The following is a 14454-nucleotide window of genomic DNA, read 5'->3' on the forward strand; positions in this document are numbered from 1 at the left end:
CACCCTCGCAATTAGTGTGAACTAGCTAAACTTTTGGCATAAGTACTTTATTTCTTGGTATTCAAGCAGTCCTTCCTGCGCCCCTTCTCGGCCAAGACCTGAAAACTTCACTCCGCCAAAAGGCGCTACAGGATTGGATATTGCCCCTTCATTAATCCCAATCATGCCATACTCAAGTGCTTGACTTACTCGCCTTATTTGATTGCTATCATTTGAGTAAAAATAGGCAGCAAGCCCTTCTGGCACAGAGTTTGCCATTCTTACCACTTCATCTTCACTCTCAAAATCAATAATGCTGACAATCGGTGCAAAAATTTCTTCGTGGAAGATCCGCATGGTGCTATTTACACCCGTGATAACTACCGGTGCCATAAATTGGCCGTTTTGTTTGTCACCTTGATAAGCGATGCTCGCGCCTTTAGTTAACGCATCTTCCAACAGCTGCTGTGCTTTTTGTTTGGCTTCGAGTGAAATGAGTGGACCAATATCAACACCTTGCTCTAAACCATTTCCCAAGGTGAGCGTGCTAACCTGCTGAGTAAGCGTAGTGAGTAGTTCTGCCGCGATATCTTTTGTGACAAACACGCGATTTGCGGCCACACAAGTTTGCCCTGCATTTCTAAACTTCGCTGCCATCAAACCACTTACCGCTTGCTCAACATCAGCGCTGTCGAAAACAATAAATGGTGCATTACCACCAAGCTCCATTGACGTTCTTTTCACTGTGTCGGCACATTGCTTCAACAACGCACTCCCCACTTGTGTTGACCCCGTAAACGTGAGTTTTCGAACTTGTGGTGACTCAGTAAGATATGCGACTAACCCTTTAGAATCGTTAGTCACTAACACCTGAAAAGCGCCAACTTCCATCCCTGCCTGAATAGCCAGCTTTGCAAGGGCAATGGCCGCAAGAGGAGTTTTCTCAGAGGGCTTTAAAATAAAACTACAGCCTGCTGCATAGGCTGGTGCTACTTTTCTGGTGATCATCGCCAGTGGAAAATTCCATGGTGTGATCCCAAGTACAACACCAACCCCTTGTCTGATTGTAGTTAGCTCATGTGATTGAGAATGGCTGGGAATAACCTGACCATAGGCGCGCTTGGCTTCTTCGCTATACCATTCAATAAATCCTGCAGCATAATCCGCCTCGGCAAGTGCCTCCTTGAGCGGTTTGCCTTGTTCCTTAGTGACGATTTCAGCCAAGGCCTGACGATGCTCTATTACTAGCTCGTGCCATTTTCTAAGCACTTGGCTACGGGCGTGTGCTGTCGTGCAGGCAAGTTTTTCAAAGGTTTCAACCGCTGCTTGCAGCGCTTTATCAGCTGCCTGATTATCCGCCTCAGAAACCTGCGCAAGCTGCTCTCCAGTTGCAGGATTAACCACATCGACTTGCGTTTTACTATGGTGTGCTTGGCCATTGATAAGTGAAAATTCGGGATTACTGATAAGTGACATAGCGTTCCTCCTAGAAAAGCAAAAAGCCGTAGTATAAGACTACGGCTTTTATTAAATTTGTCAGTAACAACCTAGGTTGTTAGCAGCATTTAATGGTCTTCATTAACGATATTGAGATTGTACTTCGGAATTTCAACTACTAAGTCTTCATCACTAATTATCGCTTGGCAACCTAAACGAGACTCAGCTTCAAGACCCCATGCTTTATCTAGCATGTCATCTTCTAACTCATCACTTTCTTCAAGTGAGTCAAACCCTTCACGAACAACGATATGGCACGTGGTACATGCGCATGATTTTTCACAGGCATGTGGAATACTAATACCGTTTTTCAACGCCACATCGAGTACAGTTTCACCCGTTTTCGCTTCGATTGCAGCACCTTCCGGACATAACTCTTCATGGGGTAAAAAGATAATTTGTGGCATATTACACCTCGTCTACCGACTGCCCTTGCAGTGCCTTTTTAATTGATTCATCCATACGGCGTGAAGCAAAATCGCTACTCGCCTGATCGACTTCTTCGATCGCCTTTTTAATCTGCTCTGGATTGTCTGCACTTTCGCGAATTTGTGCAAGTTCAGTCATTGCACCGCGCAGTGTATTGAGCTCATCTTCTGCCAACAGCTGACCATCCGTTGCAAGCGATGCCTCTAACGCTTCTAATACACGCAGCGCTTCAACCTGCTGTTCTTTAAGCATACGAGCGCTCATGTCTTCTTTGGCATTGCTCATCGAATCTTTTAGCATTTGTGCTACTTGGTCATCGTTCAAACCAAACGACGGTTTGACTTGGATCTCAGCCTGCACGCCTGTCGACTTTTCTTCAGCGGAAACACTCAATAGACCATCAGCGTCAACTCTAAAAGTGACTCGAATGTGCGCTGCGCCTGCCGCCATTGGTGGGATGCCTTTTAGACTAAATTTAGCTAAGCTACGACAATCATCAACGAGCTCACGCTCACCTTGCAACACATGTAATGACATAGCGGTTTGGCCATCTTTAAAGGTGGTAAACTCTTGTGCGCGTGCAACAGGAATAGTGGTATTACGCGGAATGATTTTTTCAACCAACCCACCCATAGTTTCTAGCCCTAAAGACAATGGCAATACATCAAGCAGTAACATATCAGAGTCAGGTTTGTTACCCACTAGAATATCAGCTTGGATAGCAGCACCTAATGCCACCACACGGTCTGGATCGATTGATGTTAGCGGCTCTTTGGCAAAGAAACTCCCAACTTCTTCACGCACCACTGGCATACGAGTCGAACCACCCACCATCACAACCTGCAAGACTTCTTCTGATGTGACATCGGCGTCTTTTAACGCGCGGCGACAAGAGCGCAAAGTCTTTTTAACCAGTGGCATTGCCATTTCAGCAAATGCTTGACGCGTGATCGTAACAACCAACTTTTGCTCGCGAACTGGTAGCTCTACGTTTACCGTTTCATAACTTGAAAGCGCTTCTTTACAAGCTCTTGCCTTATTGATAAACAAGCGTAGCTCTTTTGGGTTTAAATCAAATAGCTGCGTTTGCTGTTTGAAGAAATCAACCAACAATGAATCAAAGTCATCACCACCAAGGCTAGAGTCACCACCTGTTGATAATACCTCAAACACTCCTTGGTTTAAGCGCAAGATTGAAATATCAAACGTACCACCACCAAGATCATATACCGCTATCACACCTTCTTGACCAGAGTCTAGGCCGTAAGCTACCGCAGCCGCAGTCGGCTCGTTGAGGAGCCTTAATACTTTTAGACCAGCAAGCTCGGCTGCGTCTTTTGTACTTTGCCTTTGTGCATCATCAAAATATGCAGGTACAGTGATCACTGCGCCCATCACATCTTCACCAGCAAAACTATCAATAGCACGTTGGTGTAATGTTTTTAAAATTTCAGCGGAGGCTTGCACTGGGCTTACAGCGCCTGCTACGGTTTCAATAGCTAGCGAACCGTTATTATCGACAAAGTTATAAGGCAACTGACCGTAGCTTTGTTCTATTTCAGATTGTGTTTTACCTAAAAAACGTTTTACAGAAATAAGCGTATTAGTGGGGTCTTCAGCAGAAGCAGCTTGGGCTTGTTCACCAACGATAACCTCTGAGTCGGTGTACCTCACTACCGACGGCAGCATAGGTTTACCCATTAAATCGCTAAGGGTCTTCGTTTCGCCACTTTGTACTGTTGCCACAAGAGAGTTCGTGGTACCTAAGTCAATACCAATCGCTAATTTATGCTCATGAGGTGCCGCGCTCTGCCCCGGCTCAGCAATTTGCAATAATGCCATAATGCTCTTTTCACTTTAACGTTTGTTGATGCTATACATCATCAATCGAATAATTCATCTTCGATACGTGCTAATTCGTCGCGTAACTTATAAACAAACTTTAGCTTACGAATATTGTCTGCTGCGGCTTCCAACTTGCTCATGTCATCGCTTTGAAGCTGCTCGGCAAGGGAGGCGCTAAACTCTGTATCTAACGCTTTAATCTGTGTTTCGAACTCTGCAATCGCGCCATCAGGATCCGCCGCATCAGGTAATTCTTCTAATGCTTCACGCAGCTCCATCTGTTGCATTAAAAACATAGGATCTTGCAACGTTTGTTGCTCTGCACGTATGTCTACACCCTTCTCGCTTAGCATATACTCGGCACGCTTAACTGGGTGTTTGAGCACCGCTAGCGCGTCATTGATCTCTGCGGTTTTCTGTACCGCGAGCAACTTCTCACGCTCACTTTTACCAGCAAATCTATCTGGATGAACTGCACGCTGTAGCTCTAAATAACCTTGATTTAGTTTGTTTAAATCAACGTGATAATCAACAGGTAAATCAAATAATTCAAAATAACGCATACGCACCTAATACAGCAAAGCCCCACCAAGGCAGGGCTTTAAGCTATTCACTATTGCAAACTATACGGTGAAGCTTTCGCCACAGCCACATTCGTCTTTCTGATTTGGGTTATTGAACTTAAACCCTTCATTCAGACCTTCTTTTGTGTAATCAAGCTCTGTGCCGTCGATATAAACTAAACTTTTTGCATCAACGATGATTTTGACATCTTTGTCTTCAAATACTTCATCGCCTTCATCTAAATCGTCGACAAATTCGAGAACATAAGCAAGACCTGAACAGCCCGTGGTTTTAATACCAACGCGCAGCCCTATGCCTTTTCCACGGTTACTCAAAAAGGCTAATACGCGATTAGCGGCTGCATCTGTTAACGTCACTGCCATAATAGTCTCTTACTTCGCTTGTTTACTCTTATAATCTGCAATCGCAGCTTGAATCGCATCTTCGGCCAAAATTGAACAGTGGATTTTCACTGGTGGCAACTCAAGCTCAGCACTGATATCAGTGTTTTTGATAGTCGCGGCTTCTTCTAACGATTTACCTTTCACCCACTCAGTTACAAGGGATGATGATGCAATCGCGCTACCACAACCATATGTCTTGAATTTCGCATCTTCGATGATGCCTGTTTCAGAAACTTTAATTTGTAGTTTCATTACGTCGCCACATGCAGGTGCCCCCACCATGCCCGTTGCTACGCTTGGATCGTTCTTGTCTAAAGAACCTACGTTACGTGGGTTCTCAACGTGGTCGATAACTTTATCACTGTAAGCCATAACTATTTCCTCACTACCTGCTTGCGGCTGGATGGTATCCAGCCAGCGGCTAAAACTTGCTTAATGGTGTGCCCATTCAACGCTATCTAAGTCGATGCCATCTTGGTGCATTTCCCAAAGCGGTGACATCTCACGTAAGCGACCAATAGAATTCTTAAGAAGGTTGACGGTGTAATCGATCTCTTCTTCTGTCGTAAAACGACCAATACTGAAACGGATTGAGCTGTGTGCTAATTCGTCATTACGACCTAGAGCACGCAGTACATAAGATGGCTCTAAGCTTGCCGATGTACATGCAGAACCTGAAGAAACCGCAATGTCTTTAACCGCCATTAGTAGACTTTCACCTTCAACAAAGTTGAAGCTGATGTTTACAATGCCAGGTACTGATTGGTCGATAGCACCATTAAAATAGACTTCGTCCATATCCATTAGGCCGTCCAATAGACGCTGACGAAGCGCACTGATGTGTGCATGGTCTTTTTCAAAGTCTTGCTTAGCAATTCTAAATGCTGTGCCCATACCCACGATTTGGTGAGTAGCAAGAGTACCTGAACGCATACCGCGCTCATGACCACCACCGTGCATTTGTGCTTCTAAACGCGCACGTGGCTTACGGCGTACGTACAATGCACCGATACCTTTAGGGCCATAAACTTTGTGGCCAGAAAATGACATAAAGTCTACTTTTAATGTTTGTAGGTCGATTAGTACCTTGCCAGCACTTTGCGCTGCATCAACATGGAACATGATCTTACGCTCACGACACATCTCACCGATAGTCGCGATATCTTGAATAACACCTAGCTCGTTATTAACGTGCATTACGCTCACTAAAACAGTGTCTTCACGCATGGTTGCTTCAAGCTTTTTCAAGTCAAGTAAGCCGTTATCTTCAACATCCATATAAGTCACTTCAAAACCCTGACGCTCAAGCTCACGGCAGGTGTCTAGTACCGCTTTGTGCTCCGTACGAACGGTGATGATGTGCTTGCCTTTCTTTTTATAGAACTGCGCAGCACCTTTGATTGCAAGGTTGTTTGACTCAGTTGCACCAGATGTGAAAACGATTTCACGCGGATCAGCGTTGATTAAATCAGCGATATCATTACGCGCCTGATCAACCAGTTCTTCTGCTTGCCAACCGAAACGGTGTGAACGAGAAGCTGGATTACCAAAGTTACCATCCATTGTCAGGCACTGCATCATCTCGTCTGCAACACGCTGATCAACCGGAGCGGTTGCTGCATAATCTAGATATATCGGTAATTTCATTTATCTCTCCGCTTGACGTCAACCTAGAGTTGACAGCTCACTTGAATATTGTCTAATTGCTCGATAACACGTTTAACGTGCTTATCTTGCCGCGTTGCTACGGATTGAACATCCGCGTCGGCGACTAACTCGGCTAGGGAAATATTATTTAAAAACTCTTCAATTCGCACACTTAAGTCAGACCACAATGAATGAGTCAGACAGCGCATACCGCTTTGGCAACCGCCGCCTTCGCCGTGACAACGTGTTGCGTCAACGGACTCGTCAACAGCACTAATCACATCACCAACGGAAATTGTGTGTGCATCACGGCCCAATAAATAGCCGCCACCCGGACCACGTACAGAGCTTACTAAGCCATGTTTACGTAGACGGGCAAATAATTGTTCAAGGTAAGATAGCGAAATCTCTTGTCGTTCAGAGATATCTGCCAGTGGAACAGGGCCAATACTTGCGTGTAACGCAACATCTAACATTGCTGTCACGGCGTATCTGCCTTTTGATGTCAGTTTCATGCATAACCCCCGCTAATTTACCAAGCCGCAAATTTTAATTACTTGACTAAGATAGTCAAGTATTAACCAAGCATAATAACGGCTTTAAATCTGCAACCCTCGTATGCCTACCCAAAATACCCGAGTAATTTAATCAGGTATTATGGACATTGTAATTACCTGAGTATTTTAGTCAAGTATTAGTGATGAAGATTTATGCAAGATTTCACAAAAGGAATGTTTAATATTTAGACAATAGAAATACAACAGTATTGGCGCACTGAGTTGGCCAATACTGTCATCGTGTTTGGTTTACTTGTTAGTAGATTTATCTATTGAACTTAGGATCCCACGTAGAATATTAAGTTCTTGATCTTCCGGTCTAGCACGGTTGAACAAACGCTTTAGCTTAGTCATTACCATGCCCGGATGCTGCTTAATGATAAAGCCGGTGTCATTCAAGGTATTTTCAAGATGCTCGTAAAATAACTCCATCTGCTTTGATGAAGGGTAAACGGCTTCATCCACTTCTTCTGGCTGCTTTTGTTGCGTGTCTAAGTAAGTCATACGCGTTTCGTAAGCCAATGTTTGCACTGCCATTGCAAGATTAAGCGAGCTATACTCAGGATTAGCCGGAATACATACGTGATAGTTGCACAACTGCAACTCTTCATTTGTTAGACCGCTATTCTCACGACCGAATACAAGAGCGACAGGACCATTCACCGACTCAGCAACCAATTTTTGTGCACACTCACGCGGGTCTACCATTGGCCACGACAAAGTGCGTGAGCGCGCACTCGTGCCAATAGTTAAAGCGCAATCAGCAATCGCCTCTTGAAGCGTATCGACTTTAGTCGCCGCACCCAACACGTCGGTTGCGCCAGCCGCCAATGCACTTGCATGGCTGTCCACTTCACATGCAGGGTCAACTAAATAAAGCTTAGATAACCCCATCGTCTTCATCGCTCTCGCAACTGAGCCAATATTGCCAGAGTGTGAGGTGTTCACTAATACAATTCGAATATCTTCTAAAGCCATTTACACGAGTCTCAAACAAAAATAATGGCGCAGTGTAGCATATCTAATTTGCGTTTTTCCAAGCTCCACAACCAGAAATTAAAAATCTTTGCGCAGCAAGGGAGTACAAAAAACAACCAAACAAATTTACAATTGGTTATTTACTTTAGACAAAAAACCGCTAAAATACGCCGGCTCAAAATGATCCTGTTCTTTTACAACCTAAAGGTAATGCTATGCATCCAATGTTGAACATTGCGGTACGCGCTGCGCGTAACGCGGGTAAGGTTATCTTACGTGCAAGTGAAGATTTATCGCGCGTTGAAGCTGCTCAAAAAGGCACAAATGATTTAGTGACAAACATCGATAAAGATGCGGAATCAATCATTCGTGACACTATTTTAAAATCTTACCCTGATCACGCTATTGTTGGTGAAGAATTTGGTCACCACGAAGGCAAAGATGCAGACTACCTTTGGGTTATCGATCCTCTAGACGGTACCACTAACTTCGTTAAAGGTATTCCTCACTATGCTGTTTCTATCGCGTTAAGAGTTAAAGGCCGCGTAGAGCAAGCAGTTGTATACGATCCAATCCGCGACGAATTATTTACCGCTTCTCGTGGTCAAGGCGCACAGCTAAACAACAAACGTATTCGTGTGTCTAAGTCTATTGAATTACAAGGCACGGTGCTTGCCACGGGTTTCCCTTTCAAGCAAAAACACCACATGGATGCCTACCTAGAAGCATTCAAAGCATTATTCATTCATACAGCTGATATCCGCCGTGCGGGCTCTGCAGCTTTAGACATGGCATATGTTGCAGCAGGTCGTATGGATGGTTTCTTTGAAATTGGCCTTAAGCCTTGGGATACAGCAGCTGGTGAGCTGCTAGTAAAAGAAGCTGGTGGTATGGTTACAGACTTTGCAGGTGGTGCTAACTTTAACCGTAGCGGCAACATCATCTGTGGCGCACCTAAGCTTTGCCAAGCGATTGTAAAAGAAATTCGCCCGGTATTAACTGAGTCATTGCTAAAATAATAGCGCTGGCTTAGATGAAAAAACCCAAGCACTGCTTGGGTTTTTTTGTGTCTGATTCAATCTAGGAATAACAATAGTAAGAGCTAGCTGTTACTCCAAACTCAGCTATTTAAGTTGAGCGACGGATACCTACTTAATTTCCACACGGGCTGAGCGCATTACGATTTCATCGTTTAGCTCAATACCAAGTCCCGGCTCTTCTGACACTCTAAAGATACCGTTCTTAGGCTGTGGATCTTGCAAGCATAGCTCTCTGTTCCACTTTTTGATTGCGTAAGTATGGTGCTCATGGATCAGGAAATTTGGGATGGCGGTTTCCAAGTGCAACGAAGCAGCGGTTGCTACCGGGCCACCACAAACGTGCGCCTGAATACGGATATCAAAGATATCGGCGTAATCACATACCTTCTTGGTTTCCGTAAAGCCACCACACAGGCCAATATCTGGCTGCAGTACATCAATACTTTGATCTTCAAAATAAGGGCGAACACCCCAGCGGTTATACAAACGTTCACCACCAGCGATTGGCACTGAGGTCTTGTTGGCTACCTTTGCATGTAAAGAGTGGTTTAGATAATTCACCGGCTCTTCATAATACATACAATCAAATTCTTCAGCGATGTCTGCAATTTGAATGGCTGATGTCGCGCCTGGTAAGCTGTGGCATTCAAAGATAATGTCGACTTCATCACCTACCGCTTCACGAATAGCCTTCATTCTCGCACGGTATAATTTCATTTCCGCGCGCGAGATAAGCTTAGTTCTGTCGTAATAGGTGTTGCCATCTTTATCGTACTGAATTGGGTCAACTTTAACCGCATCATACCCTTCTGCAATGGCTTTGTGAGCCGCTTCAGCATATTCATGTGGCTGAACTAATGCTTTAAACTCGCTGTCCCAGTCAAACTGTAATTGCGAGGCATAGGTGCGAAGCTCAGGGTTCACTTTACCACCAAGCAATTGATAAACAGGTAGGTTTAAGGCTTTACCTTTAATATCCCAAAGCGCAGTATCTATTGCCGACATCGCCGCATATACCACAGGCCCGCCACCTAAACCCCAGAAGCTTTCTCTGAGCATACGGGACCAGAGCAACTCAGTTTGAAAAGGGTCATGACCAATCAAAAAGGCTTCAGCCATTTCTTTAATCATACTGGCCGCAGCGCTGTGGCCGAGGTCGTATGCAAGCCCTGCTTCACCTACTCCTGAAATACCTTCATCGGTGTGAATACGCACAAAAACAGGTGTCCAAGCAGGTCTATCTGGACAATGAATATCGAAGACTTCGACGCGATTAACTTTCATGTTGACTCCTATTGAGCAAAGCTTGGATCTAGGCGGTAAGCTTTACGAAGCATTGCAGGCCATGCTAATTGACCACCGGTGCTACCGCTATGCACGACATTCGCTTGGTTATAAATGTTATCAATGATAGGTTGTGGTACAGGTACGGCTTGTTGCCCCGTTGCTTGAATCGCAACTTGAATTTCACATGCACGCTGTAAGTCATAAAAACGCATAAAGGCATCGCCGACCGTTGGTCCAACAGTTAAACCACCATGGTTCACCAGCAGCATGTGATTAGTTGTACCTAAATCATCCTGCAGCCGCTTTTTCTCATCCATATTCACCGCTAAACCTTCATAGCCGTGATATGAAAGTGAGGGTAAAGAGAACATGCTATGCTGACTCAAAGGCAATAAACCACATTCTACACTCGCGACTGCAATCGTTTCTTTAGTATGGAGGTGAATAACGCAATGCGCATCTTCTCGCACCTCGTGGATTGCACTGTGAATGGTAAAGCCCGCCGGATTTATCTGAAATGGCGTATCATCAAGAATATTCCCTTCAAGATCGACCTTCACTAAATTAGAAGCGGTGACTTCATCAAAGGTCAGACCAAAAGCGTTGACTAAATAATGATCCGTACCCGGTAAACGCGCTGACATATGCGTATAAATTAGATCTCCCCAACGAAAGTGCTCAACCAATCGATAGCAAGCGGCAAGGTCAACACGCAGTTGCCATTCTTCTGCGCTTACTTTGTCTTTTAAATTTAACTGAGGTAATTCGAACATGGGGATCCCTTATTGACTCCACATTTAGATGTATAGAAGTCTAAAATAGCTTGATTATATCTTCAACTAAAAACCACCGCGAACGGTGGTTTTTATTATCTTTGATATCTAATTTTGACGTTATTCAACTTTAGATAAATACTCTGCAATCGCATCGATTTCAGCGTCAGTGACATTAGCGACCATCGCTTTCATCGCTGCTGACATACCGTTATTACGTTTACCTGATTTGATGTCTTTCATCTGCGCCGCTAAATACTCTTTATTTTGACCATTTAGCTTTGGATACAGAGGCATGATTGGTGCTTTACCTTCTGCACCATGGCAGGTTTGACACAGCTTTGCTGTATATAATGCTTTACCATCTGCAGCTATTGAACTTGCTGAACCTAGTGCGCAAATTGCCACCGTAGTCCCTACTAGTAGTTTTTTCATCTTGCTCATATCATTACTCTTTTTATTGACGGTTAACGTTGTAAGTCAGTGTAGACTAAAGTGTGACCTAAAGCCTAATCACTACCACATCAAATCATCTGGGACTTCAAAGTCAGCGTAAGGGTCATCCTCATCACCTTGCTGATTGTCCTCGACATGGAAAACGATATATTTTTCGTCTACCTCTGCAATCTTTCTAGCAGGTTCATCTTGTAGTACGTAGAACTGCTCTTCTAACACACAAATCGCTAAACGCCCCTTTGATAGCGCTTTTTGTGTTTCGGAATTAACTTCTAACTCCTTCACCTTATTTTGGTATGTGAAGTTAAAGGTCACATTGCCGCGGATCTCATCTTGGTTATGATGCTCTAAGATCTGCTTCACGCGAGCAATTTGCTCTTTGTCTTTTAGCGTTTCTTGCTTCGCCTTATTTAGCTCTTCGGCACGCTTTTGCTGCTCGAGCTTTGTTTGCTCAATATGTTTTTGAAGGTCCGTTTGGTCGCTCGTTGCGCCCTTTTTCTTTTTCTTCTGCTGTTTACGCTTTTGTGTTTTTGCAACTTTCGCTTTGTGCTCAGTTGTTAGACCTGCTTTTAGTAACTGATCTTGCAGTGAACCCATCATGCAACTCCGTAAAATAGACTTTTCACTATTTTAACTCAGCAATTTCGATTGACCAGAGAGGAATCAGCCAATCTAATATAAAACTACCAAAATTATTGCTGCGCATCGTGATTTAGCGCAAAAAATTGTCATCTAGTTTGCTTTAATTTAAGCTAACTCATCGAAATTAAAAGCCTTATTGCTTAATGCCTGTCATACACCTATTGCTCTGCTCCGTTACCATTTTCTTTGTGCTTTACGCACCGCAGCCGCTGCTGGCTGAGTTTGCGGAGCAATTTAGTGTGTCAGCGTCAGATGCAGGCATGCTGATGTCAGCAACTATGCTACCTCTGGCTATCGCACCAATCTGCTACGGATTATTGCTAGCAAGGTCCAATCCACTACGCATTTTAAAGTGGACCATGCTGCTTTTGGCACTCAGCAGTTTAGCATTTGCTTCAATGACTTCATTTTCAGGGCTATTGTTTATCCGGTTAATTCAAGGGCTATTATTACCTGCAGCACTCACTGCAATGACAGGTTATATCGGCCAACAATTCAGTGGCTCGCAGTTGAAAAGAAACATGAGCTTGTACATCGGAAGTAGCATAGCCGGAGGTTATTTTGGCCGTACACTTGCGGCCAACTTTACGGTCTGGTTTGAGTGGCAAAGTTTCTATTACCTAAACGCATTGTTATTAATTATGCTGGCATTTAGCATTCGAGCCAGCAAGAACAAACCACCAATAATTCACGCGACAAGGATCAGGGACTACCTAACACCACTCAAGCAATCACGCCTAGTGAGATTATACAGCTCTGTATTTTGTATGTTTTTCTGCTTCGCGGGACTACTCAACTTTTTACCTTTTATACTCAAGTACGACTTTAATTTAACTGATCCCAGTAAAGTGGGCTGGGTCTATACAGGCTACTTAGTTGGTGCTTTAGGGTCCATCGTTACACCTTGGCTACAAAGTAAATTTCATTCTACCTGGCGATTTTTAGCTGTGATGTTCTTCATCTATGCTACAACCATTGCGCTATTACCCGTGGCGTCTGTATTCTTTTTTGTGGCCTTATTTACGCTATTCTGCGCCTGTATGTTTGTGATCCATTCAACCGCAGCACCATTAGCCAACAGTATTAGTCAGGCTCCAGCAACCGTCACCAATGGCGCTTATGTTTCATTTTATTATTCCGGAGGCGTGCTGGGTTCTTACCTTCCGGGTTTGATTTATGAGCAAGCTGGTATCGCTTGGTTTTGTGCGTCACTTTTTATCGTTTGTACAGTCGGCTTAGTTCTGAGTTTGAGAAATACAGTCAACCCAGTGAGGTGAGTGTCCAGTGACTTGCCAAAAGCGCTTTAAATCTTCGAGCGTTAACACCCAAGTTTTAGTATTCACTAGGGGATGACACTGCCATAAGTGCGCAGATTGCAGTTCACTATCAAGCCATAATTCGACTCGTTGCTCACTGTCGTTATGCAGTGTGAGTGCTGATACACAGCCTTGTTCCACTCCTAAATACTTTGCTAACCTGTCCGTCGATGCAAAACCTAAACGCGACACCCCTTGAGATTTAGACAGCGCTTTTAGATCGACTTGCTTATCTGCAGGAATAATAAAAAGAAAGTGTCGCTTTCCATAGTTATCTCGGAGGAAGAGGTTTTTCAGCCGCGTCCCTTTTCTCTCTAACTTTAAATTGTCAGCTTCTAGACAAGTATGTAAAGGTGGATGCTCATAATTGAGATAACTGATATCTAGCTGAGCGAGCAGCTCTGCAAGTGCACTCGGATTATTTCTGATCACAAACACCTGCCTCGTAACTGAACGCTACGCTGTCGCCAGTATACATCGGTAATTTTATGACCTGCCTTACAGTAGTTCGCCTCAAGCAACGCCGGTTTTAATAAAGCGACGGCTTGCTCTTCTAGCTTGAGTTTTAGAGAGGGGGAGTCCTCAATACGTTCAAACTCCGCAAAACGTTTTAGCTCTCTTCTTGATATTGGCTTACTTGAATCTAACTCCATTCGAGGTGTTGCTTGTACCGTTACAATGAAAGCAAATTCTTTATCGCCAGTTGGCGAAAGACGCTTATGAAAAGATTGTTTTTCGATAATGAGTTCAGGCTCATCAGGCTGTGATGCACAGCTCGCAAGTAGCCCAACAATGGCAATAACAAAAAGATAACGCAGAACCATAATTCTCTTAAGTCGTTTTATTTTCAGTTCAGTGTAACAAAGACTATAAAAAAATAGCGAAATTTTTTGTCAGGGGTTGACGAGAATATAAAAAGTGATTAGATTTTGCATCGTCTAGAGACGGAATGTGGGGCTATAGCTCAGCTGGGAGAGCGCCTGCCTTGCACGCAGGAGGTCAGCAGTTCGATCCTGCTTAGCTCCACCACTTTCTGCTCT

General features: G+C 44.1%; 17 protein-coding genes and 1 tRNA gene. 3 read left to right on the forward strand and 15 right to left on the reverse strand.

What is annotated here, in order from left to right; genetic code table 11:
* Window positions 1-21: 21 nt before the first annotated feature.
* The 9 genes from CWC29_RS13625 to trmJ form a co-directional block, all read right to left on the reverse strand.
* The gene (locus CWC29_RS13625; RefSeq protein WP_138524194.1) at window positions 22-1455 is read right to left on the reverse strand and encodes an NAD-dependent succinate-semialdehyde dehydrogenase; all 1434 of its coding nucleotides are present in this window, start codon (window positions 1453-1455) and stop codon (window positions 22-24) included.
* Between the two features lie 89 nt (window positions 1456-1544).
* The gene (gene fdx / locus CWC29_RS13630) at window positions 1545-1883 is read right to left on the reverse strand and encodes an ISC system 2Fe-2S type ferredoxin (protein ID WP_010607222.1); all 339 of its coding nucleotides are present in this window, start codon (window positions 1881-1883) and stop codon (window positions 1545-1547) included.
* Between the two features lies 1 nt (window position 1884).
* On the reverse strand, window positions 1885-3747 hold the full coding sequence (gene hscA / locus CWC29_RS13635) for a Fe-S protein assembly chaperone HscA (protein ID WP_138524192.1): 1863 nt from the start codon (window positions 3745-3747) through the stop codon (window positions 1885-1887).
* A gap of 41 nt (window positions 3748-3788) precedes the next feature.
* Window positions 3789-4313: a co-chaperone HscB gene (gene hscB / locus CWC29_RS13640; RefSeq protein WP_128727727.1), complete on the reverse strand. Its 525-nt coding sequence runs from the start codon at window positions 4311-4313 to the stop codon at window positions 3789-3791.
* A gap of 60 nt (window positions 4314-4373) precedes the next feature.
* Window positions 4374-4697, reverse strand: a complete 324-nt coding sequence (gene iscA, locus CWC29_RS13645) for an iron-sulfur cluster assembly protein IscA (protein WP_010378967.1) — start codon at window positions 4695-4697, stop codon at window positions 4374-4376.
* 9 nt (window positions 4698-4706) lie between these two features.
* A complete protein-coding gene (iscU, locus tag CWC29_RS13650) occupies window positions 4707-5090 on the reverse strand; it encodes a Fe-S cluster assembly scaffold IscU (protein ID WP_095729783.1) in 384 nt (127 codons plus the stop codon).
* Between the two features lie 60 nt (window positions 5091-5150).
* A complete protein-coding gene (locus CWC29_RS13655) occupies window positions 5151-6365 on the reverse strand; it encodes an IscS subfamily cysteine desulfurase (RefSeq protein WP_010378962.1) in 1215 nt (404 codons plus the stop codon).
* A gap of 23 nt (window positions 6366-6388) precedes the next feature.
* Complete coding sequence (gene iscR, locus CWC29_RS13660) at window positions 6389-6880, reverse strand: Fe-S cluster assembly transcriptional regulator IscR (RefSeq protein ID WP_128727726.1); 492 nt, start codon at window positions 6878-6880, stop codon at window positions 6389-6391.
* 291 nt (window positions 6881-7171) lie between these two features.
* Window positions 7172-7900 (reverse strand): tRNA (cytosine(32)/uridine(32)-2'-O)-methyltransferase TrmJ, encoded by a 729-nt coding sequence (trmJ, locus tag CWC29_RS13665; RefSeq protein WP_128727725.1) that lies wholly within the window; start codon window positions 7898-7900, stop codon window positions 7172-7174.
* A 215-nt stretch (window positions 7901-8115) separates the two neighbouring features.
* Between trmJ and suhB the strand changes: the two genes are divergently transcribed.
* Entirely contained in the window at window positions 8116-8919 is an 804-nt protein-coding gene (suhB, locus tag CWC29_RS13670; protein WP_138524190.1) for an inositol-1-monophosphatase, read from the forward strand.
* Between the two features lie 129 nt (window positions 8920-9048).
* On the opposite strand, the gene CWC29_RS13675 is transcribed toward suhB, so the two are convergent.
* From CWC29_RS13675 to CWC29_RS13690, 4 genes are all read right to left on the reverse strand, one after another.
* Window positions 9049-10224, reverse strand: a complete 1176-nt coding sequence (locus tag CWC29_RS13675; RefSeq protein ID WP_039493039.1) for a mandelate racemase/muconate lactonizing enzyme family protein — start codon at window positions 10222-10224, stop codon at window positions 9049-9051.
* Between the two features lie 8 nt (window positions 10225-10232).
* Window positions 10233-11000 (reverse strand): class II aldolase/adducin family protein, encoded by a 768-nt coding sequence (locus CWC29_RS13680; RefSeq protein WP_128727724.1) that lies wholly within the window; start codon window positions 10998-11000, stop codon window positions 10233-10235.
* Window positions 11001-11120: 120 nt separating this feature from the next.
* Complete coding sequence (locus CWC29_RS13685; RefSeq protein ID WP_128727723.1) at window positions 11121-11444, reverse strand: c-type cytochrome; 324 nt, start codon at window positions 11442-11444, stop codon at window positions 11121-11123.
* Between the two features lie 72 nt (window positions 11445-11516).
* Complete coding sequence (locus CWC29_RS13690) at window positions 11517-12053, reverse strand: DUF2058 domain-containing protein (protein WP_010378951.1); 537 nt, start codon at window positions 12051-12053, stop codon at window positions 11517-11519.
* Between the two features lie 188 nt (window positions 12054-12241).
* Between CWC29_RS13690 and CWC29_RS13695 the strand changes: the two genes are divergently transcribed.
* Window positions 12242-13375, forward strand: a complete 1134-nt coding sequence (locus CWC29_RS13695) for an MFS transporter (protein ID WP_128727722.1) — start codon at window positions 12242-12244, stop codon at window positions 13373-13375.
* Here the strand turns inward: CWC29_RS13695 and CWC29_RS13700 are convergent.
* Window positions 13334-13846: a prolyl-tRNA synthetase associated domain-containing protein gene (locus tag CWC29_RS13700; protein WP_128727721.1), complete on the reverse strand. Its 513-nt coding sequence runs from the start codon at window positions 13844-13846 to the stop codon at window positions 13334-13336. The genes CWC29_RS13695 and CWC29_RS13700 overlap by 42 nt on opposite strands.
* Window positions 13843-14238 (reverse strand): hypothetical protein, encoded by a 396-nt coding sequence (locus tag CWC29_RS13705; RefSeq protein ID WP_138524188.1) that lies wholly within the window; start codon window positions 14236-14238, stop codon window positions 13843-13845. Before CWC29_RS13705 ends, CWC29_RS13700 begins: the two co-directional genes overlap by 4 nt.
* Before the next feature lie 129 nt (window positions 14239-14367).
* Between CWC29_RS13705 and CWC29_RS13710 the strand changes: the two genes are divergently transcribed.
* Window positions 14368-14443: transfer RNA gene (locus CWC29_RS13710), tRNA-Ala, on the forward strand.
* Window positions 14444-14454: the final 11 nt, after the last annotated feature.

The organism is Pseudoalteromonas galatheae, assembly GCF_005886105.2.
Taxonomy (GTDB): Bacteria; Pseudomonadota; Gammaproteobacteria; order Enterobacterales; family Alteromonadaceae; genus Pseudoalteromonas; species Pseudoalteromonas galatheae.

Coding starts and splice junctions, on each gene's coding strand:
- CWC29_RS13695 (WP_128727722.1), top strand. CDS start 12,242: ATGCCTGTCATACACCTATTGCTCTGCTCCGTTACCATTTTCTTTGTG.
- iscA (WP_010378967.1), bottom strand. CDS start 4,697: ATGGCAGTGACGTTAACAGATGCAGCCGCTAATCGCGTATTAGCCTTT.
- trmJ (WP_128727725.1), bottom strand. CDS start 7,900: ATGGCTTTAGAAGATATTCGAATTGTATTAGTGAACACCTCACACTCT.
- fdx (WP_010607222.1), bottom strand. CDS start 1,883: ATGCCACAAATTATCTTTTTACCCCATGAAGAGTTATGTCCGGAAGGT.
- iscR (WP_128727726.1), bottom strand. CDS start 6,880: ATGAAACTGACATCAAAAGGCAGATACGCCGTGACAGCAATGTTAGAT.
- CWC29_RS13685 (WP_128727723.1), bottom strand. CDS start 11,444: ATGAGCAAGATGAAAAAACTACTAGTAGGGACTACGGTGGCAATTTGC.
- iscU (WP_095729783.1), bottom strand. CDS start 5,090: ATGGCTTACAGTGATAAAGTTATCGACCACGTTGAGAACCCACGTAAC.
- CWC29_RS13690 (WP_010378951.1), bottom strand. CDS start 12,053: ATGGGTTCACTGCAAGATCAGTTACTAAAAGCAGGTCTAACAACTGAG.
- CWC29_RS13680 (WP_128727724.1), bottom strand. CDS start 11,000: ATGTTCGAATTACCTCAGTTAAATTTAAAAGACAAAGTAAGCGCAGAA.
- CWC29_RS13705 (WP_138524188.1), bottom strand. CDS start 14,238: ATGGTTCTGCGTTATCTTTTTGTTATTGCCATTGTTGGGCTACTTGCG.
- hscB (WP_128727727.1), bottom strand. CDS start 4,313: ATGCGTTATTTTGAATTATTTGATTTACCTGTTGATTATCACGTTGAT.
- CWC29_RS13625 (WP_138524194.1), bottom strand. CDS start 1,455: ATGTCACTTATCAGTAATCCCGAATTTTCACTTATCAATGGCCAAGCA.
- hscA (WP_138524192.1), bottom strand. CDS start 3,747: ATGGCATTATTGCAAATTGCTGAGCCGGGGCAGAGCGCGGCACCTCAT.
- CWC29_RS13675 (WP_039493039.1), bottom strand. CDS start 10,224: ATGAAAGTTAATCGCGTCGAAGTCTTCGATATTCATTGTCCAGATAGA.
- suhB (WP_138524190.1), top strand. CDS start 8,116: ATGCATCCAATGTTGAACATTGCGGTACGCGCTGCGCGTAACGCGGGT.
- CWC29_RS13655 (WP_010378962.1), bottom strand. CDS start 6,365: ATGAAATTACCGATATATCTAGATTATGCAGCAACCGCTCCGGTTGAT.